Origin of the sequence: Embleya sp. NBC_00888, assembly GCF_045207655.1 — a bacterium.
GTDB lineage: Bacteria > Actinomycetota > Actinomycetes > Streptomycetales > Streptomycetaceae > Embleya.
This window is the reverse complement of record NZ_CP108784.1, coordinates 2,443,939-2,464,995: the sequence shown is the minus strand read 5'-3', so window position 1 is coordinate 2,464,995 and position 21,057 is coordinate 2,443,939. Positions and strand designations below refer to the sequence as shown.

Genomic DNA, 21,057 nt, shown 5'->3' with positions numbered 1-21,057 from the left:
TGGACATGAGCTGGTTGGAAGCTTTGGCGATCTTCGCCGCGGGCATCGCGGCCGGCGGGATCAACACGGTGGTCGGATCCGGCACGCTGATCACCTTCCCGGTACTGCTCGCCTTCGGCTACTCGCCGGTCACCGCCAACGTGTCGAACACGATCGGCCTGGTGCCCGGGTCGATCAGCGGCGCGATCGGCTACCGCCGCGAACTCGTGGGCCAGCGGCCCCGGCTGATCCGACTCGGAGCGGCCTCGCTGCTCGGCGGGCTGGCCGGCGCGATCCTGCTGCTGACCCTGCCCGACGACGCGTTCAAGGCGATCGTGCCCGCGCTGATCGTGCTGGCGTTGGTGCTGGTGGTGCTGCAACCGCGGCTGGCCAAGCGACTCGCCGCCCGGCGTGCCGACAGCGGAGCGGGCGAGGAGGGCCCCCGGCACGGCGGTGTGCTGCTGTGGGTGGCCGTGTTCGCGACCGGCGTCTACGGCGGATACTTCGGCGCCGCGCAGGGCGTGCTGCTGCTCGCGCTGTTCGGTGTGTTCATCGCGGAGAACCTGCAACGCATGAACGCGGTCAAGAACGTGCTCGCCGGCATCGTCAACGGCGTCGCCGCGATCGTGTTCATGCTCGTCGCCGACGTCGCGTGGTGGGTGGTCCTGCTGATCGCGCTCGGCTCGGTGATCGGCGGGCAGATCGGCGCCAAGGTCGGCCGCCGGCTCCCGCCGACCGTGCTGCGCGCGGTGATCGTCGTGGTGGGTCTGATCGCGGTCGTGCGACTGCTGCTCTGAGGTCGTTCCGCCGCTGCCGCGAGGGCCGCTTTGGATACCCTGATCCTCCCGAACGGCACTACCGGGGAGGCGGCCCGATGGCCCTGGAGATGCGCGAGCAGTGCGAACGATGCGACGTGGCGCTCGCCGCGACGAGCCCGGCTCGGATCTGCTCGTACGAGTGCACCTTCTGTGAACCGTGCAGTGCCACGATGGACGACACGTGCCCCAATTGCGGCGGCGAACTGGTGCCCCGGCCGCGCCGCGCGGAACCGGCACTGGGCTAGCCCGACCCACGCGCGGGCCCGCGTCGTTTGCGGAACTCGGAGCCCCGGGAGCCCCGGAGCTTCGGAGCCTCGAGGCCCGGGAGCCTCGAAGCCCGGCGCCCGGTCGTCGCACCCCGTCGAGGTGACGTCACGCCCCCGTGAAACGATGCCGGGATGCCCGCGCACGCGACCTCAACCGCCGTCGGCCTCGCCGTAGGCGTCCTCCTCGACGCCGCCTTCGGCGACCCCCGGCGCGGTCACCCCGTGGCCGGCTTCGGTGCCGTGGCCGGCCGGCTGGAACGGGCCATGCACGCCGACGACCGCGCGCGCGGCGTCGCCTACACCGCGCTGTGCGTCGGTACCACCGCCGCCCTCGGCCTGGGGCTGCGCCGCGCGGTCGCCGGCCGGCCGCTCGCGACCGTCGCGGTCACCGCCGGCTGCACGTGGGCCGTCCTCGGCGGCACCACCCTGCGTCGCGAGGCCCGACTGATCGCCGCGCCGCTGGTGGCCGGCGACCTGCCCGCCGCCCGGGCCGCGCTGCCCCGCCTGGTCGGTCGCGACCCGGCCCGCCTGGACGACAAGGGCATCGCCCGAGCCGTGGTCGAGTCGGTCGCCGAGAACACCTCCGACGCCGTCGTGGCCCCGCTGTTCTGGGGCGCCGTCGCGGGCATCCCGGGCCTGCTCGGCTACCGCGCGATCAACACCCTCGACGCGATGGTCGGCCACCACACCCCGCGGCACGAGAACTTCGGCTGGGCCTCGGCCCGCCTGGACGACGCCGCCAACTGGCTGCCCGCCCGCCTGACCGGCCTGCTCACCGTCGCCGTCGCCCCGGTCGTCGGCGGCGACCGGGCCCGCGCGTGGGCCGTGCTGCGCCGCGACGGCGGCAGCCACCCCAGCCCCAACGCGGGCCGCTGCGAGGCCTCCGCCGCCGGCGCGCTGGACGTCGCGCTGGGCGGACGCAACGTCTACGCCGGCCGCACCGAGGACCGCCCGCGACTGGGCGACGGCCCACCGCCGAGCCCCACCGACATCGACCGCGCCAACCGGCTCTCCGCGACCGTCGGCCTGGCCGCCGCGGCGCCGGCCGTCGCCTTCGTCGCCGCCCGCGCCGCGCGGCGCACCCGCGGGACGCCTCGATGACCCGCGCCGCGCCGATCGTCGACCCCACCGCCGACACCGGCCGGGACGTCGCCGGCCGCACGGCACCGCGTACCCGAAAGGCAACCCGATGAACGGCGCCCTCCTGGTGGCCGGCACCACCTCCGACGCGGGCAAGAGCGTCGTGGTCGCCGGACTGTGCCGACGGCTCGCGCGCGAGGGCGTCAAGGTCGCGCCGTTCAAGGCGCAGAACATGTCGCTCAACTCGATGGTCACCGCCGACGGCGCGGAGATCGGGCGCGCGCAGGCGATGCAGGCCGCCGCCGCGCGGATCGAGCCGGAGGCGGTGATGAACCCGGTACTGCTCAAGCCCGGTGGGCTGATGAGCAGTCAGGTCGTGCTGCTCGGCAAGCCGATCGCCGAGGTCGGCGCGCTGAACTACCGCGACCTGAAGCCGCGTCTGTTCGAGGCCGTGCTCGAGTCGCTGGCCGATCTGCGCTCGCGCTACGACGTGGTGGTGTGCGAGGGCGCGGGCAGCCCCACCGAGATCAACCTGCGCGACCGGGACATCACCAACATGGGCCTGGCCCGGGCGGCGAACCTGCCGGTGCTCGTGGTCGGCGACATCGACCGGGGCGGGATCTTCGCGTCCTTCTTCGGCACCCTCGCGCTGCTCTCGCGCGAGGACCAGGCACTCGTCTGCGGCTTCGTGATCAACAAGTTCCGCGGCGACGCCCGGCTGCTCGACCCGGCGCTGACCCGGATGCGCGAACTCACCGGGCGTCCGGTCCTGGGCGTGCTGCCGTTCCTGGGCGGCCTGTGGCTGGACGTGGAGGACTCGCTCGCCCTGGACGCCGACCGCGGCACCCCGGAACCGCCGCTCGGCGCGGACGTGCTGCGGGTCGCGGTGGTCCGACTGCCCCGGATCAGCAACTTCACCGACATCGACGCGCTCTCCGTCGAACCCGGCGTCGTGGTCCGGTTCGTGAGCACACCGGGCGAGATCGCCGACGCCGACCTGGTGGTCCTGCCCGGCACCCGCGCCACCGTCGCCGACCTGGCCTGGCTGCGCGAGCGCGGCCTGGACACCGCGCTGGCCCGACGCGCCGCCGAGGACCGGCCCGTGCTCGGGATCTGCGGCGGCTACCAGATGCTCGGACACGAGATCCACGACGACGTGGAGAGCCGCGCGGGCACCGTGGCCGGGCTCGGCCTGCTCCCGGTCCGGATACGCTTCGCCGCCGCCAAGACGCTGGCCCGCCCACGCGGCTTCGCCGACGGCGAGCCGGTGAGCGCGTACGAGATCCACCACGGCGTCGTCGACGTCGAGGCGGGCGAGCCCTTGTTCACCGCCGCCGACGGCGGTGCGCTGGACGGTTGTCGGGTCGGCGCGGTGACCGGCACGTTGTGGCACGGCGCGCTGGAGAACGACGGCTTCCGCCGCGCCTTCCTGGCCCGGACGGCCGAGCTGACGGGCCGTCGGTTCGTCGTGTCGCCGGACACCTCGTTCGAGGCGGCCCGGCAGAGCCGGCTGGACGCGCTGGGCGATCTGGTCGCCAACCACCTCGACAACGCCGCGGTGGACCGCCTCATCAGCGCGGGCGCTCCCTCCGGCCTGCCGTTCGTACCCCCCGGTGCCTAGGTCCTGTCCGGCTGCTTCTCCGGTGCGGCGAGGCGCGGTACCAGACGACGCGGCCTGATCCACCAGGGTCCGCCGGACAGGGCCTGGACCGGGCCCGACACCCAAGTCCTGGGGAAATACCCCGGACGGGTCGTCGCCCGATCACCGATGATGGACCTCGGGGGCGGGCGTACACGCACGCGAAAACGGGGTGGAAAGGCGGGGGCTCACGATGCGGATCCTGCTGGCCGGTGACACGCACGGCAACACCGGGCACGTGCGGCGGCTGCTCGACGCCGCCGTGCAGCTCGACGTCGATCTGATCTTCCAACTCGGCGACTTCGGCTACTGGGAGCACGAGGCGTCCGGCGTCCGCTACCTGGACGCGGTCAACCGTTCGGCCCGCTCGCGCGGCATCGACGTGTACTTCCTGGACGGGAACCACGACAAGACCTCGCTGCTGACGGAGTCCTACGGCGACGACCGCGACGAGCACGGCTTCCTGATCGTGCGCACCCGGGTGCGCTACGCGCCGCGCGGACACCGCTGGTCCTGGCACGGGACGAACTTCCTCGCGTTCGGCGGCGCGCTCTCGCTGGACCGCGAACAGCGGCTCGCCGAGGAGCGTCGGCGGTACGAGAGGGCGCTGCGCAAGGAGGGCTTCCGGCTCGGTGCGGGCCGCCCGCCCGGCGAGGTGCCGGACTTCGCGGGTGCCCTGTGGTTTCCCGAGGAGGAGGCCACGGACGCCGACGTGGACGCGATCCTGGCCGACCCCTCGCCCGTCGACGTGCTGTTCACGCACGACAAACCGCTGCGTACCGCACCCGAGTTCAACCGCAAGGGCGACCCGCGCTGCCTACCCAACCAGCGCCGCGTCCAGCGCCTCGTGGACGCCTACCGCCCCGCGCTGGCCGCACACGGCCACCTGCACTTCCGCTACACCGAGGAACTCGCCCACCCGGACGGCTCGTCCACACGCGTCGAGGGCCTGGCCGCGGACCCGATGGCCTCCTACGACGTGCCCGGCTACCTGGTCCCCGACTCGTGGCACGTCCTCGACCTGACCGACCCGACCCCGATCCCCACCCCGGGCCCCGACACGGACACCGTGGAGGCCGGCACCGCCTCCTGACCCCCGGGGCATGAGCCGGGCCTCGATCGACGCACCGCTGCGGATCACCGAGATCACCGAGATCACCGAGATCACCGAGATCACCGAGATCGGCGCCGGGCCGACCTCGAACCTCCTCGTCGGCATCCGAAACCCGGCCGCCTGGGACGGCGAGGAACTCGCGGTGCTCGAACGCGAGCACGTGCCGATGGCGGTCGCGGCCGAGAACCGGGACCGCGCCCGGGCATGGGCCGAGAAGTACGAGGCCGCCGAGGCCGACGGGTTCGTCGTCGCCATGTACGCCGATCCGGCCTCGGTGGACGAGGCGATCAAGGCGGCGACCGGACTCGACCGGGCTCGGTTCGAGGCCGACCGGGCAGACTACGTACGGGCCGAGTCGGTCGGCCGACCACCCGCGAGCACCACACACGACAGCGTGCGGACCCCGTGCCGACGGTGTCCGGGCACGTCGATAGCCTCGGCGAACACATGATCGGATCGCCGATCCGGGGCCGGGGGCGGAATCATCGGGCCGGCGGTCCAGGGGAGGACTGGCATGTCCGACATGCCCAAAAACGCGAACGACGGCGGCACGAACCCGCCGGCCGACGCTTCGACCAACGGACCCACCGAGTCCGAAGCCGAACACGAACAGCGGCCCGAGCGCCCGGACATGGGGACGTCCGAACGCCCGTCCGCGAGCCCGTCCGCACCGGCGGAACCCGGCGGTGCGAATCCCGCCGTGTCCGAGCCGCACCGGCCCGAAGACGCGCCGGCACCCGACGGGTCCGAGACAGCCGCGCCGGCGCCCGCCGCCTCGACCGGGCACGCGATCTCCGCACCCCGGCCGGAGGCGATACCCGACGGCGACGGTGTCGACGCCGGCGCCATATCCGCCGAGGCTCCATCCCCGAGCACACCGGCGGAGCCCGCCGCGCCGATCGCGCGCACCGGGTCCGCCCTGCCCGCCGCACCCCCCAGACCCGCCGCACCGCCGGCCGGCACCCCCTACGGCCCTCCACAGGGCCTCGCGGCACCCGAGTTCCCCACCCAGGTCGGCTTCTTCGGTCCCCTCCCGTACGTACCACCCGCCGACCAGCAGCGCCGCAACACCCGCCGGCGTCGGCTGGCCGCGATCGGCGGCGTGGCCGCGATCCTGGCGCTGCTCGCGTCCCTCGCCGTCGGCGGCGTCTTCGACACACCCTCCTCCCCGGCCACCGCGCCCATCGCCGAGCGGAACGACGCCGAAACCTCCGCGAAGCCCGAGGACAAGAAGCCGCCGGTCACCCGGATCGCGACGTCCGACGTGGCCTTCCTGACCGACAACCGCACCCAGGCCCTCAAGTCCGGCAACGCCGACGCGTTCGTCGCCGGAATCGACCCCGCCGCCACCGAACTCGTGGCCGCGCAGCGTCGGTTGTTCGGCAACCTGCGGCTCTTCCCGTTCACCAGCGTCGAGTTCCGGCCACCGAACGCGAGCATCGACCCGGGCACCGACGCCGGCCCGCTCACCCGCGACGTCAACGTGGTGTTCGCCCACCAGATCACCGGCGTGGACAGCGAGCCGATCGCCGAGCGCTACATCTGGACCCTCTCCCGAGCCGCGGTGGACGCACCGCTGCTGATCACCAAGATCACCGGCGGCTCGACCCGAGGCGGCGGCAACGCCTACCCCGCGCCCTGGGACGAGGACGAACTCGCGCTGATCGAACGCCCGCACGTGCTGGTCGCCGTACCGGCGAAGAACAAGAGCAAGGGCGCCGCCTGGGCCGATCGGGCCGAGAGCGCGCTGAAGAAGAACCTGGCGGTGTGGAAGGGTCCGGCCATCACGCCGCAGCGCTACGTCATCTACATCACGCCCGACCACGACACCTTCACCCGCGCGCTGTCCGGCAACGACCTGCCCAACGTCACCGGGGTGTGTCGCACCATGCCGCCCGCCCGCCCCACCGGCAGCGACCAGCCGATGGCCGGCAGCCGGATCACCCTGGACGGCTCGGACGAGATGTTCGCCAAGGGCGACGGCGAGCAGCAGATGCACCTGATCCGGCACGAACTCGGGCACGCGATGGTCGCCGAGTTCGAGCGCGGCGGTGAAGGGCCGCCGCTGTGGGTCTCCGAGGGCTTCGCCGAATACCTGGCCTGGACCGACCTGTCGCTGGCCGAGTGGTTCCAGCCCGACGCCCGCGCGCAGGTCCGGGCGGGCAAGTTCGCCGGCAAGCTGCCCACCGACACCGAGGTCAACTCGGCCGACGCCAAGACCTCCACGGTCGGCTACCACTACAGCATGCTGGCCATCCGCTACATCGCGGAGAAGTACGGCGCGGCCAAGGCCGACGACTTCGTCGTCGCGGTGTACAAGGACTCCACCCCGGCCGCCCTGGAGGCCGCGCTCAAGGAGGCCACCGGCCAGGACCGGGACACCTTCGAGAGCAACTGGGCCAAGTACGTCAAGACCAAGGTGGGCAACTGACGTGCGCTCGGGCGACCCGTCCGGGCCGTGGCCGGACGCCGTCGAGCCGCGCCGATCCCGACCGTGGGCGATCTGCGTCGCGCTGCTGGGCGCCCTGCTCTCGCTCTCCTTCGTCGTCGGCGCGGTGTCGGCCGGCGGTCGCCTCGTCGGACTCGACACGGCCCAACGGGTGCTCGAGCACGACCGGCCCACACCGGGCCGCCTTCCGGACCGCACCGCCTCCCGCCTCCCGGGCGCACCCGGTACACCCGGCGCCGCCGCGACCCCGACCCCGGACGGGATCGACTCGCGCGTGTCCGCCCGGATGCGGGCCCTCGCCGCGAACCGCTCGACAACCTTCGAACGAGGGGACGAGGCGGGCTTCCTGGCCGGCGTGGACCAGCAGGACAAGGCCCTCGTCGACGGTCAGCGCCGACTCTTCGGCAATCTGCGCAAGATCCCGTTCGACACCGCCCGCTGGCGCGTCCTGGGCATCGACGAGGCGGTCACCGCCGACGGCTCCGACCCGAAGCACGCCGGCACCGCCGCCGCGTGGCCGGTCACGGTGACCGCGCAGGTGCGCTTCGAGCACGCCATCACCGGCGTCGACCTGGGTCCGGTCCCGGAGATCTACCTCTGGAAGGCGCGCTGCGCGGGCCCCGAGGACCCGTGCACCCTCGTCGGCGCCGACGGCGCGGCCGACGCCGACACCACCTCCGGCTTCGCCGGGTATCCCGCCGCGTGGGACCTGTGGGACATCCGGGTCGAACGGCGCCCGCACGTCGTGCTGATCGGTTCCGGGGCGGACCCGGCCGCGCTGCGCCGCAACGCGGACCTGGCCGAACGGGCCGCCGTCTACACGCTCGGCGCGTGGAAGGGCGGCCCCGGCACCTCACCCGGCTTCGCGCTCGTGCTGACCTCGTCGCGGGCCGGCTTCGACAAGCTGTACAACAGCGGCGAGGTGCAGGACTGGGCGGCGGGCTACGCGCTGGGCATGCCCGGGACCGACCGGCCCGTCGGCGGCGTGCGGATGGTGGTGGACGAAGGGCAACTGGCGAGCGACCCGGCCTTCGCGCCGATCCTGCTTCGGCACGAGATGACACACGCCCTGGTCGCCCCGCTGTCCCGGCCGGCCCGAGGCGCGGACCTGCCCACCTGGCTCGCCGAAGGGTTCGCCGACTGGCAGGCGGAGGCCGACCGGCCGCTGGAGCCGGTGGTCACCCAAAATATTCGCGCACTGATCGACCGGGGGCGCTTCACCGGCGAGTTGCCCGCCGAGAGCGACTTCGAGACCACCGACGAGGATCGGGTCGAGAACGCCTACAACCTGGCCCACCTGATGCTGCGCTACCTGGCCCGGACCTACGGCGCGGAACGGGTGTGCACGTTCTACACGGACGTCGTCACCGGCCGGTACGACTCCGTCGACGAGGCCCTGACCGCCGCCTTCGACAACACGCCGGACCGGCTTCGCGCCGACTGGGCGGCCTGGGTCCGCAAGACGGTCTGACACCCCGGACCGCCACCCGCGCACCCGAGGCACCCGTGGGACGCCGCGAAACACCGAAGGCCGCCGGGGTGAGGAACCCCCGGCGGCCTGTACGCCTCGTCACCCACCCGAGCGGCGGATCAGGCGCCCATCGCGAGCACCGGCGCCCGTACCGGCTCGGCGAGCCACTGCGCGCCCTCGACGTCGGCCACGCCGAACGCGAGCACCAACGCCCGGGTCGCCGACGGCTCGTACGGCTGGAACAACAACCGCATTCCGGCCTCGACCGGCGTCCGGGCCGCCTTGCGCTGATTGTCGCTCCCGCACGCGGCGACGGTGTTCAGCCACGAGTCCGCGCCACCACGCGAACGCGGCAGCACGTGGTCCACCGTGGTCGCCCGCCCACCGCAGTAGGCGCAGCGCCGATTGTCCCGGAGCAGCACGCCCCGGCGAGACCAAGCGGCCTGTTGTCGGAACGGCACCCGGACGAACTTGAGCAACCGGATCACCCGCGGCAGCGGCAACTCGAGAGTCGAGGCCCGCACCACCCGGCCGGGATCGACATGCTCGACGACCGCCTTCTCCTGCAACACCAACACGAGCGCGCGCTTGAACGACACCGTCGCCAGCGGCTGATACGTCGCGTTCAGCACCAACGTCTCCCGCATGCGACCTCCCCTCACCTGGTCGACGAGGGGAGAAGCGAGCACACCCGGACGCGCACCGAACCGGCCGGGCGCGACCACGCGCTCAGCTTTGGGGCGGTGCTGCGACGCTCATGCGCACCCTTCGACTCGACGAACCGTCAGTACGGACAACTCGACCACTGTGCCTTTTGATCGATCACCGGGACAACGCAATTACCGGACGGGAATCCGTGCCGGGCCGGCCGTTTGTGAACGGCAGGCCCGCGGCACGGCGATCACTGCGCGTACGTGTTGACCAGAACCGCGCGCGCGAGCGTGTGCGAGAACAGGTTGAAGCCGACGAACGCGGGCGTCGCGCTCTCGTCCACGCCGAGCTTGTCCACATCCAGCGCGTGCACCGTGAAGACGTACCGGTGCGGGTAGTGCCCCGGCGGCGGCGCCGCGCCCACGTAGCCCGGGCCGCCGGTGTCGTTGCGCACGTGGAACGCGCCCGAGGGCAGCGCCTTGCCGTCCGCCGCGCCCGCGCCGCTCGCCAACTCGGTGACGTCCGCCGGGACGTCCACCACGACCCAGTGCCAGAACCCGCTGTGCGTGGGCGCGTCCGGGTCGAAGCAGGTCACCGCGAAGCTCTTGGTGCCGGCCGGGAAGCCGGACCAGGACAGCTGCGGCGACACGTCCTCGCCGCCCGCGCCCATCACGCCACTGACCTGGGCGGTCGGCAGGGTCAGGCCATCGGTCAGGTCCCCACTGGTGACCGTGAAGGACGGCTTCTCGGGCAGATAGTCGTAGGGCATCGAGGGCTTGATGGGCTCGGTCACGCGAGACTCCGCTCGTGCTCACCGGCACCCGGCCGCCTGCCGGGCGCCTCGTCCGGACGAGCCTATTCTCACCGTCCGGCAAACCGGCGAAGATCACGTAGGTATCCTCGCGCCAACAGGGGGGAGGCATCCGGCGTGACCCAGCCGACGCACGAAAGCGGCGATTGTGCCGACGACGCCTCATCGGGCATATCCGCCGAGGCCGTCGATCGGGCGGGCGGTGCCGACGGCGCGATACCCGGGCCCGCACCGGCCCGGCCGCGATCCGCCGCCCGCCGGCTCGCCGCGCCGCTGACCGCGCTGGTACTGGCGCTCGTCGCCCTGATCGTCTTCGGCGTCACCCTCAGCGACCCGGGCAGCGCCAAGCCGCGCGGCGCCGACGGCGCGATCGGCGGCCCCCGCCCGGGCACCGCGACACCGGTCGCCCCCGCACACGGGCCCACGATCGCGAGCTCCGACATCCAGGAACTGGTCGGCCGCCGCACCAAGGCCCTGATCGGCCGGGACGCGCAGGGCTTCACCGCCGACCTCGACCCGGACATCCCCGAACTGGTCAGCGGCCAGCAGCGCCTGTTCCACAACCTCGGCCGCGTGTCCTTCGACCACCTCGGCTACCGCGTCGAGACGGTGCAGACCATGCCCGGGGTCGGCGAGCGGATCACCGCCTACGTGGACGTGTCCTTCGACCACCGCGTCTCCGCCGCCGACACCGCGACCGTCGGCGAGGGCTACCGCTGGACCGTGGTCCGCGCCGAACCCGGCGCCCCACTGGTCATCGAGGCGGTCGACGGCACCCCCTACGACGGAGCCGGCTACGCGTACGCCCGCGACTATCCCGCGCCCTGGGACCAGGCCGACCTGACCGTGGTCCGCCGCGACCACGTCGTGGTGCTCGCCGACCCGACCACCGCCGCCGGCGCCGAACAACTGGCCGACGACGCCGAGGAGGCCGCGCGCGCCGACATCGACACGTGGGCGGACGGCGGCCCACCCGGCACCGCCCCCGGCTTCGTGATCGTCCCGGTCGCCGACCGCGACACCTTCTACCGACTGTACGGCGGGCGCACCGGCGAACACGGCGAGGAATCCGGCCTCACCTACGCGCTGCGCACGATCGACCCGGCCGGCAAGGGCCGCTTCGGCGGCTCGCGGATCGTGCTCGACACCACCTCGGGCTGGTTCACCTCGCCCAACCCCCGACGCCTGGGCGAACTGCTGCGCCACGAGATGGCCCACGCACTGGTCACCCCGCTGCGCACCGAGGTGCCCAACCAGGACCAACCCGTGTGGGTCGTCGAGGGCTTCGCCGACTGGCTCGCCCTACGCGGCCGCACCCTGCTCGGCACCGACGAACTGTACGAGGCCAGGACCTACGTCGCCACGAACCGGTTCACCGGCAAGCTGCCCACGGACAACGAGCTGTACCAGGCCGACACCGTCGCCAACGCCGCCGCCTACGAACTCGCCCACCTCGCGATCCGCCGGATCGAGGAACTCGGCGGCAGCCTGGCCGTGTACGGCTTCGTCACCGCCGTCTACGCCAACCCCGCGCCCGCCGCCGTGGACGCGGCGCTGGACCGGGCCACCGGTCTGTCCCGGGCGAAGTTCGAGGCGGACTGGGCGGCCCGGGTACGCGCGCTCCTGGACGCCTGACACCCGGGCCGCCGCCCGTCCCGTAACACGCGGACCGGAAACGGACTAGAACCAGCCGCGGCGCTGACCGAGCTCCTGGAACCAGCCGTGCAGGTAGGCGTTCCAGTCGGTCTGCTGCGCCGAACCGTGATCGACGGTGAACCGCCGGATCGCGTCGCTCCCACCGGAGAGCGCGCCGCCCTTCTTGTCGATCTCCAGGATCACCTCGGTCGCGTGCTCGGCCGACACGAAGGTCAGCTCGACCTCGTTGATGCCGCGCGCGTACGCCTGCGGCGGGGCGAACTCGATCTCCTGGTAGAACGGCAGCCGCTGATCGACCCCGCGGATGTGCCCCTGCTCCAGGTCGGCGGCCTTGAAGTGGAAGCCCAGATTCCCGAACGCGTCGAGGATCAGCGCCTGCGCCGGGAACGCGTCCACCGAGACCGGGTCCAGGTCGCCCTTGTCGATCGCCCGATCGATGGCCAGCTCGGTCCGCACCCCGACCGTGGTGCCGCGGAGCTGCACCCCGCGGAATGTGGTCAGCGGCGTCTCCCACGGCACCGGCAGCCGGAACTGCACGTCGTGCGTCGTGCCCTCGCGCAGCTCGAACTCGCCGCCGATCTGCTGCCGGCCGAACTCCACGTTCCGCCGCTGCTCGCCGTCCTGGGTCTCCACCTCGACGACCGCCTGGAACCCGACGTACAGGCCCTCGATGCGCTGGTCGACCTTGCCGCCCTGGATTCGGACATGTCCCTCGACCACACCGCCCGGCGTGGTGTGCGCACCGTGCAGCTCGGTCTCGACCGAGGCGCCGCCCGCGCCCATGCTCGCCATCAGCTTCTTGAAAACCATGTGTCCTCCCCGATGATCGTCTCGGCGGCCCATTCCATCACGTGCGCCCGGCCGTAAGCTGGCTCGTCATGCGTGCCCCCACCGCCCACCCGACCGAGCCGCTGCCGCGCTCCTTCTTCGACCGCCCGGTCCTGGCCGTCGCCGCCGACCTGCTCGGCCGAACCTTCGTGCACGAGACCGAGGCCGGCCCGGTCGAACTACGGCTGACCGAGGTCGAGGCCTACGACGGCGCCAACGATCCCGGCTCGCACGCCTACCGCGGCAGAACCGCCCGCAACGCCACGATGTTCGGCCCGCCCGGCCACCTGTACGTCTACTTCACCTACGGCATGTACTACTGCGCCAACCTGGTCTGCGGCCCACCCGAGCGCGCATCCGGGGTACTGCTGCGCGCCGGCGAGATCACCACCGGCACCGCCCTGGCCCGCGCCCGTCGACCCACCACCCGCAAGGACACCGACCTCGCCGCCGGCCCCGCCCGCCTGGCCATGGCGATGGCCCTGGACCGCACCCAGGACGGCACCGACGTCTGCGACCCCACCGGCCCGGTCCGCGTCCTGTACGGCAAACCCCCCGCCCGCACCGCGATCCGCACCGGCCCACGCACCGGCGTCGGCGGCGGCGGAGCCACCCAGCCCTGGCGCTTCCACATCGCGGGCGACCCGACGGTCAGCCCGTACCGAGCCCACCAGCCACGCAAGCGCAGCACCAAGCCGGCCGCCGAGCCGACCACCAAGCCGGCCGCCGACTCCGATGCGGCGCGGCCCGGCAAAGCGGTTAGCGCCGAGGGCGGACCGTCGGGCACCCTGTAACGGCTGCATCAGCCGCACTCGCGGCACACGCCGCACCCCCATGCCGCACATCGGCATCGATCGAGGAGACCAGGCACTGTGACGGACATCGTCGACGAGTTGCGGTGGCGGGGCCTGCTGGCCCAGACCACCGACGAGGACGCGCTCAAGAAGGCGTTCACGGACGGTCCCGTCACGGCGTATTGCGGGTTCGACCCGACCGCGGCCAGCCTGCACGTCGGCCACCTCACCCAGGTCCTGACGCTGCGCCGACTCCAGTTGTTCGGCCACCGCCCGATCGCCCTGGTCGGCGGCGCCACCGGCCTGATCGGCGACCCCAAGCCCTCGGCCGAGCGCGCGATGAACGAGGTCGCCACCGTCGAGGCCTGGACCGACCGGATCCGAGGCCAGCTCTCCGCGTTCCTCGACTTCGACGGCACCGACCCGAGCACCGCCGTGATGGCGAACAACCACGACTGGATCGCGCAGCTCGGCATCGTCGAGTACCTGCGCGACATCGGCAAGCACTTCAGCGTCAACCAGATGCTCGCCCGCGAGACGGTGCGCTCCCGCCTCTCCGGCGAAGGCATGAGCTACACCGAGTTCAGCTACGTGCTGCTCCAGTCCTACGACTTCGTCGAGCTCTACAAGCGGTACGGCTGCACGCTCCAGATCGGCGGCAGCGACCAGTGGGGCAACATCACCGCCGGCCTCGACCTGATCCGTCGGATCACCGGCAACGACCCGCACGGCCAGGCCCACGCGCTGACCACCAACCTGCTCACCAAGGCCGACGGCAGCAAGTTCGGCAAGACCGAGGGCGGCACGGTCTGGCTCGACCCCGAGCTGACCACGCCGTACGCCTTCTACCAGTTCTGGCTGGGCGCGGACGACCGTGACGTCTCGCGCTACCTGCGCACCTTCAGCTTCCGCTCGCGCGAGGAGATCGAGACCCTCGAACGAGACAGCGAGGAACGCCCCGCCGCCCGGATCGGCCAGCGTGCTCTCGCGGAGGAACTGACCACGCTGGTCCACGGCGCCGACCAGTGCGCCGCGGTCGTCGAGGCGAGCAAGGCACTGTTCGGTCAGGGCGACCTGACCGCACTCGACGAGCCGACCCTGCGCTCCGCCGTTGCCGAACTCCCCAGCGCACAACTGCCCGAGGGCCCGACGGTGATCGACGCCCTGGTGGCCACCGGCCTCGCCCCGAGCAAGGGCGGTGCCCGGCGCACCATCAAGGAAGGCGGCGCCTACCTCAACAACGCCAAGGTGACCGACGAGGACGCGGTGATCACCGCGTCCGACCTGCTGCACGGCCGCTGGGCCCTCCTGCGCCGCGGCAAGCGCAACCTCGCCGCAGCGGAGATCACCGCCTGACACAAGGCAGTTGATGCACCGTCAGCCACCCCGACGGTTCACTCGTCGAGCCGGTTCCCGACCCGTTCCACTGGGTATAGGGGACCGGCTTGACCCGTCCAAGTCGGTGGTTTAAGCTCGTACGAGTCGCAACTTCGGGAGATCCGGACAGGCGCGCCCTCAACACCGGCGCGATGGCCGATCCCACCGCGACTCACACCCCAACGATCCATCCGGAAGCGGACGGCCTTTGGCTGCTCCGTCCCTGTGGTGTCTCCGTGGGTGTGACCCAGTGTAACCAGTGATCGACACAGCCCTTGTGAAGCGCGCGGAATTTGATCATCCAAATTCCGGGGGTTTTATTTGTGCTGCCATTTATTACTGGGAATCGCATTTTCGGAATGCGATTCGGCTTTATCGGGGAAACCTGCTAGAGTTGAAGCATCGAGTACCGGAGAGATCCGGAGCACGACGCGCGGCTCGCCGGCCGCCGACATCGCGAGAGTGATCAAGCGAGGTTGGGGGAGGCGGGAAAACGGGTCTGCTAAGCTCGGCGGGCCGGAAGCGGAAGAAACGAGAGTTTCGAAAGCGGAAAGCACGAAGCAACGGACGAAAAGCGGGTCGGAAGATCTGCTAGAGTCCGGGAGGCGGAAAACGCGGAAACGCGGTGGAAGCCGAAAGCGAGGAAAGCGAAGCCGCCGAAACGGTGTGCTAAGCTGGAAACGCGAAAGCGAAACACGGAAAACGAAAAACTGAAACATCTTGAACGTTAAACGCCCGGAGGGCGCGGTTGACTCCGCACCGAAGGAAGCGTCCGTTCCTTGAGAACTCAACAGCGTGCCAAAAGTCAACGCCAAAGAAACACCCCCGGCGCTTGAAGCCCCGTCACATGGCGGTGTGCGGAGAGTGTTGGTGGTTCCTTTGAAGAAAATCCTGGGTTCCGTCAGTGGGCCCAGGTCACAGCAAGGACGCCGGCGACATACCCGGACTATTCCTTCGGGAGAGTCGCCGCTCACTTATTGTGTTCCACCGGATTACCGGTGAACATCAATGGAGAGTTTGATCCTGGCTCAGGACGAACGCTGGCGGCGTGCTTAACACATGCAAGTCGAACGCTGAAGCCCTTCGGGGTGGATGAGTGGCGAACGGGTGAGTAACACGTGGGCAACCTGCCCTGCACTCTGGGATAACTTCGGGAAACCGGAGCTAATACCGGATAACATCCTCCTCCGCATGGTGGGGGGTTGAAAGTTCCGGCGGTGCAGGATGGGCCCGCGGCCTATCAGCTTGTTGGTGGGGTAGTGGCCTACCAAGGCGACGACGGGTAGCCGGCCTGAGAGGGCGACCGGCCACACTGGGACTGAGACACGGCCCAGACTCCTACGGGAGGCAGCAGTGGGGAATATTGCGCAATGGGCGAAAGCCTGACGCAGCGACGCCGCGTGAGGGATGACGGCCTTCGGGTTGTAAACCTCTTTCAGCAGGGAAGAAGCGAAAGTGACGGTACCTGCAGAAGAAGCACCGGCTAACTACGTGCCAGCAGCCGCGGTAATACGTAGGGTGCGAGCGTTGTCCGGAATTATTGGGCGTAAAGAGCTCGTAGGCGGCCTGTCGCGTCGGATGTGAAAACTCGGGGCTTAACCCCGAGCCTGCATTCGATACGGGCAGGCTAGAGTTCGGCAGGGGAGACTGGAATTCCTGGTGTAGCGGTGAAATGCGCAGATATCAGGAGGAACACCGGTGGCGAAGGCGGGTCTCTGGGCCGATACTGACGCTGAGGAGCGAAAGCGTGGGGAGCGAACAGGATTAGATACCCTGGTAGTCCACGCCGTAAACGTTGGGAACTAGGTGTGGGCGACATTCCACGTCGTCCGTGCCGCAGCTAACGCATTAAGTTCCCCGCCTGGGGAGTACGGCCGCAAGGCTAAAACTCAAAGGAATTGACGGGGGCCCGCACAAGAGGCGGAGCATGTGGCTTAATTCGACGCAACGCGAAGAACCTTACCAAGGCTTGACATACACCGGAAACATCTGGAGACAGGTGCCCCTTTTGGTCGGTGTACAGGTGGTGCATGGCTGTCGTCAGCTCGTGTCGTGAGATGTTGGGTTAAGTCCCGCAACGAGCGCAACCCTCGTTCTGTGTTGCCAGCATGTCCTTCGGGGTGATGGGGACTCACAGGAGACTGCCGGGGTCAACTCGGAGGAAGGTGGGGACGACGTCAAGTCATCATGCCCCTTATGTCTTGGGCTGCACACGTGCTACAATGGCCGGTACAATGAGCTGCGATACCGCGAGGTGGAGCGAATCTCAAAAAGCCGGTCTCAGTTCGGATCGGGGTCTGCAACTCGACCCCGTGAAGTCGGAGTCTCTAGTAATCGCAGATCAGCATTGCTGCGGTGAATACGTTCCCGGGCCTTGTACACACCGCCCGTCACGTCACGAAAGTCGGTAACACCCGAAGCCGGTGGCCCAACTCGCAAGAGGGGGAGCCGTCGAAGGTGGGACCAGCGATTGGGACGAAGTCGTAACAAGGTAGCCGTACCGGAAGGTGCGGCTGGATCACCTCCTTTCTAAGGAGCACATAGCCCGCTTCGATCGCATGTATCGAAGGGGTTGCTCATGGGTGGAACGTTGACTATTCGGTGGGATCTTTCAAAGATCTTCGTGAGTACTGCTCTTCGGGGCGTGGAAAGCGCGGGTCGGTCGGAGGCTTCCGCCGGGCACGTTGTTGGGTCCTGAGGGAACGGGCCCGGCCCCACAGCCTGTTGGCTGTTGGGGCTGGTCTGTTGTCTCGGGAAGGTTCCGATCCTCGGACGGTCCTCGAACCACTCGCCTTTGGGGTGAGCAGGCGGGATCGGATGTTCGTGGGAATCGGTTGTTGTTTGAGAACTGCACAGTGGACGCGAGCATCTGTGGCCAAGTTGTTAAGGGCGCACGGTGGATGCCTAGGTACCAGGAACCGATGAAGGACGTGGGAGGCCGCGATAGGCCCCGGGGAGCTGTCAACCGAGCTGTGATCCGGGGGTGTCCGAATGGGGAAACCCGGCAGTCGTCATGGGCTGTCACCCGCACCTGAATATATAGGGTGTGTGGAGGGAACGCGGGGAAGTGAAACATCTCAGTACCCGCAGGAAGAGAAAACAACCGTGATTCCGAGAGTAGTGGCGAGCGAAATCGGATGAGGCTAAACCGGTCACGTGTGATACCCGGCAGGGGTTGCGTGATCGGGGTCGTGGGAGTGTGCTTGATCGGTCTGCCGGCCGGTCGGCGAGTCAGAAACCGTACATGTAGTCGAAGGACATGCGAAAGGTCCGGCGTAGAGGGTAAGACCCCCGTAGACGAAACATGTGCGGCTTGCTTGCGCATTTCCCAAGTAGCACGGGGCCCGAGAAATCCCGTGTGAATCCGGCGGGACCACCCGCTAAGCCTAAATATTCCCTGGTGACCGATAGCGGACTAGTACCGTGAGGGAAAGGTGAAAAGTACCCCGGGAGGGGAGTGAAATAGTACCTGAAACCGTGTGCCTACAAGCCGTGGGAGCGTCGCCATCCGCGTTTAGTCGTGGGTGGTCGTGACTGCGTGCCTTTTGAAGAATGAGCCTGCGAGTTTGCGGTGTGTGGCGAGGTTAACCCGTGTGGGGTAGCCGTAGCGAAAGCGAGTCCGAACAGGGCGATTGAGTCGCGCGCCCAAGACCCGAAGCGGAGTGATCTAGCCATGGGCAGGGTGAAGCGCGGGTAAGACCGTGTGGAGGCCCGAACCCACCAGGGTTGAAAACCTGGGGGATGACCTGTGGTTAGGGGTGAAAGGCCAATCAAACTCCGTGATAGCTGGTTCTCCCCGAAATGCATTTAGGTGCAGCGTCGTGTGTTTCTTGCCGGAGGTAGAGCACTGGATTGTTGATGGGCCTCACCAGGTTACTGAGATAAGCCAAACTCCGAATGCCGGTAAGTGAGAGCGCGGCAGTGAGACTGCGGGGGATAAGCTCCGTGGTCGAGAGGGAAACAGCCCAGAGCACCGACTAAGGCCCCCAAGCGTGCGCTAAGTGGGAAAGGATGTGGAGTCGCAGAGACAACCAGGAGGTTGGCTTAGAAGCAGCCACCCTTGAAAGAGTGCGTAATAGCTCACTGGTCAAGTGATTCCGCGCCGATAATGTAGCGGGGCTCAAGCGCACCGCCGAAGTCGTGTCATTCGTACATGTAGCCAAGCCTTCGTGGTTCAGGCGTACGGATGGGTAGGGGAGCGTCGTGCAGCGAGTGAAGTCGCGGTGGAAACCAGCGGTGGACGCTGCACGAGTGAGAATGCAGGCATGAGTAGCGAATCACACGTGAGAAACGTGTGCGCCGGATGACCAAGGGTTCCTGGGGCAGGCTAATCCGCCCAGGGTAAGTCGGGACCTAAGGCGAGGCCGACAGGCGTAGTCGATGGACAACGGGTTGATATTCCCGTACCCGCTACGATGCGCCAGCGCCGAACCTCGTGATGTTAAGGCCGTGAAGCCGCCGGGATCCTTCGGGTGAACGGTTTTGGTGGAGCCGCCGAACCAATCGGGTAGTAGGTGAGCGATGGGGTGACGCAGGAAGGTAGTCCAGCCCGGGCGGTGGTAGTCCCGGGGTAAGGGTGTAGGGCGTTGTGTAGGCAAATCCGCACAACACGAGCCTGAGACCTGATGCCGACCCGATTGTGGGGAAGTGGATGATCCTATGCTGCCGAGAAAAGCCTCTAGCGAGTGTCGTGGCGGCCCGTACCCCAAACCGACTCAGGTGGTCAGGTAGAGAATACTAAGGCGTTCGGGTGAACTGTGGTTAAGGAACTCGGCAAAATGCCCCCGTAACTTCGGGAGAAGGGGGGCCATTGTTGGTGAGGAGACTTGCTCTCCGAGCTGGTGGTGGCCGCAGAGACCAGCGAGAAGCGACTGTTTACTAAAAACACAGGTCCGTGCGAAGTCGTAAGACGATGTATACGGACTGACGCCTGCCCGGTGCTGGAACGTTAAGGGGACCGGTTAGCTCTTCGGGGCGAGGCTGAGAACTTAAGCGCCAGTAAACGGCGGTGGTAACTATAACCATCCTAAGGTAGCGAAATTCCTTGTCGGGTAAGTTCCGACCTGCACGAATGGCGTAACGACTTCTCGACTGTCTCAACCACAGGCCCGGTGAAATTGCACTACGAGTAAAGATGCTCGTTTCGCGCAGCAGGACGGAAAGACCCCGGGACCTTTACTATAGTTTGATATTGGTGTTCGGTTCGGCTTGTGTAGGATAGGTGGGAGACTTTGAAGCGGACACGCCAGTGTTCGTGGAGTCGTCGTTGAAATACCACTCTGGTCGTGCTGGATGTCTAACCTGGGTCCGTGATCCGGATCAGGGACAGTGTCTGATGGGTAGTTTAACTGGGGCGGTTGCCTCCTAAAGGGTAACGGAGGCGCCCAAAGGTTCCCTCATCCTGGTTGGCAATCAGGTGTCGAGTGTAAGTGCACAAGGGAGCTTGACTGTGAGACCGACAGGTCGAGCAGGTGCGAAAGCAGGGACTAGTGATCCGGCGGTGGCTTGTGGAAGCGCCGTCGCTCAACGGATAAAAGGTACCCCGGGGATAACAGGCTGATCTTCCCCAAGAGTCCATATCGACGGGATGGTTTGGCACCTCGATGTCGGCTCGTCGCATCCTGGGGCTGGAGTAGGTCCCAAGGGTTGGGCTGTTCGCCCATTAAAGCGGTACGCGAGCTGGGTTTAGAACGTCGTGAGACAGTTCGGTCCCTATCCGCTGTGCGCGTAGGAGTCTTGAGAAGGGCTGTCCCTAGTACGAGAGGACCGGGACGGACGAACCTCTGGTGTGCCAGTTGTTCTGCCAAGGGCATGGCTGGTTGGCTACGTTCGGGAGGGATAACCGCTGAAAGCATCTAAGCGGGAAGCTTGCTTCGAGATGAGGACTCCCACCAACTTCGGTTGGGTAAGGCCCCCGAGAGACGATCGGGTTGATAGGCCGGGTGTGGAAGCCCTGTAAGGGGTGGAGCTGACCGGTACTAATAGGCCGAGGACTTGTCCTCAGTTGCTACGCGTCCACTGTGTGGTTCCCGAACCGCAATCGGTTTCGGGGAACCCGTTTGATAATTGAATCACCGCATGTGATTTCTGGTTCACCGAACGACCCTTTTGCAGGGTTCGATGG

The 21,057-nt window shown here is 68.5% G+C and carries 14 protein-coding genes and 2 rRNA genes; 13 read left to right on the top strand and 3 right to left on the bottom strand.

All coding sequences use genetic code 11. The features are described from left to right. Positions 1-5: 5 nt before the first annotated feature. From OG948_RS09715 to OG948_RS09680, 8 genes are all read left to right on the top strand, one after another. Positions 6-776 carry a sulfite exporter TauE/SafE family protein gene (locus OG948_RS09715; RefSeq protein ID WP_406295489.1) on the top strand — a complete coding sequence of 257 codons (771 nt, stop codon included), beginning with the start codon at positions 6-8 and terminating at the stop codon, positions 774-776. 77 nt (positions 777-853) lie between these two features. Continuing rightward, positions 854-1,042, top strand: a complete 189-nt coding sequence (locus OG948_RS09710) for a DUF1272 domain-containing protein (protein WP_395862751.1) — start codon at positions 854-856, stop codon at positions 1,040-1,042. 153 nt (positions 1,043-1,195) lie between these two features. After that, the gene (locus OG948_RS09705; protein ID WP_406295487.1) at positions 1,196-2,164 is read left to right on the top strand and encodes a cobalamin biosynthesis protein; all 969 of its coding nucleotides are present in this window, start codon (positions 1,196-1,198) and stop codon (positions 2,162-2,164) included. An 88-nt stretch (positions 2,165-2,252) separates the two neighbouring features. Beyond that, entirely contained in the window at positions 2,253-3,764 is a 1,512-nt protein-coding gene (locus OG948_RS09700; protein WP_406295485.1) for a cobyric acid synthase, read from the top strand. 211 nt (positions 3,765-3,975) lie between these two features. Next, complete coding sequence (locus tag OG948_RS09695) at positions 3,976-4,875, top strand: metallophosphoesterase (RefSeq protein ID WP_406295483.1); 900 nt, start codon at positions 3,976-3,978, stop codon at positions 4,873-4,875. Between the two features lie 10 nt (positions 4,876-4,885). Beyond that, positions 4,886-5,347, top strand: coding sequence for a hypothetical protein (locus OG948_RS09690; protein WP_406295481.1), 462 nt, complete (start codon positions 4,886-4,888; stop codon positions 5,345-5,347). Between the two features lie 63 nt (positions 5,348-5,410). After that, entirely contained in the window at positions 5,411-7,327 is a 1,917-nt protein-coding gene (locus OG948_RS09685; protein WP_406295480.1) for a hypothetical protein, read from the top strand. Between the two features lies 1 nt (position 7,328). After that, positions 7,329-8,816 carry a peptidase MA family metallohydrolase gene (locus OG948_RS09680; RefSeq protein WP_406295478.1) on the top strand — a complete coding sequence of 496 codons (1,488 nt, stop codon included), beginning with the start codon at positions 7,329-7,331 and terminating at the stop codon, positions 8,814-8,816. Between the two features lie 119 nt (positions 8,817-8,935). Here the strand turns inward: OG948_RS09680 and OG948_RS09675 are convergent, their stop codons facing one another. Together OG948_RS09675 and OG948_RS09670 are read right to left on the bottom strand one after the other, a co-directional pair. Beyond that, positions 8,936-9,463, bottom strand: coding sequence for an HNH endonuclease (locus tag OG948_RS09675; protein ID WP_406295477.1), 528 nt, complete (start codon positions 9,461-9,463; stop codon positions 8,936-8,938). A gap of 254 nt (positions 9,464-9,717) precedes the next feature. After that, the gene (locus OG948_RS09670; protein ID WP_406295475.1) at positions 9,718-10,260 is read right to left on the bottom strand and encodes a YbhB/YbcL family Raf kinase inhibitor-like protein; all 543 of its coding nucleotides are present in this window, start codon (positions 10,258-10,260) and stop codon (positions 9,718-9,720) included. 135 nt (positions 10,261-10,395) lie between these two features. Between OG948_RS09670 and OG948_RS09665 the strand changes: the two genes are divergently transcribed. Next, positions 10,396-11,913 carry a hypothetical protein gene (locus OG948_RS09665; RefSeq protein WP_406295474.1) on the top strand — a complete coding sequence of 506 codons (1,518 nt, stop codon included), beginning with the start codon at positions 10,396-10,398 and terminating at the stop codon, positions 11,911-11,913. Between the two features lie 45 nt (positions 11,914-11,958). Here OG948_RS09665 and OG948_RS09660 read toward each other — a convergent pair whose 3' ends face one another. After that, positions 11,959-12,744, bottom strand: a complete 786-nt coding sequence (locus tag OG948_RS09660) for a sporulation protein (RefSeq protein ID WP_406295472.1) — start codon at positions 12,742-12,744, stop codon at positions 11,959-11,961. Between the two features lie 68 nt (positions 12,745-12,812). Here OG948_RS09660 and OG948_RS09655 point away from each other — a divergent pair, with 68 nt between their 5' ends. The 4 genes from OG948_RS09655 (at position 12,813) to OG948_RS09640 (ending at position 20,935) form a co-directional block, all read left to right on the top strand. Then, positions 12,813-13,556, top strand: a complete 744-nt coding sequence (locus tag OG948_RS09655; protein ID WP_406295470.1) for a DNA-3-methyladenine glycosylase — start codon at positions 12,813-12,815, stop codon at positions 13,554-13,556. A 78-nt stretch (positions 13,557-13,634) separates the two neighbouring features. Continuing rightward, entirely contained in the window at positions 13,635-14,912 is a 1,278-nt protein-coding gene (tyrS, locus tag OG948_RS09650; protein WP_406295468.1) for a tyrosine--tRNA ligase, read from the top strand. 1,026 nt (positions 14,913-15,938) lie between these two features. Further along, a 16S ribosomal RNA gene (locus tag OG948_RS09645) occupies positions 15,939-17,462 on the top strand. 344 nt (positions 17,463-17,806) lie between these two features. Beyond that, positions 17,807-20,935, top strand: a 23S ribosomal RNA gene (locus tag OG948_RS09640). Together the 16S and 23S rRNA genes form the textbook arrangement of a ribosomal RNA operon. Positions 20,936-21,057: the final 122 nt, after the last annotated feature.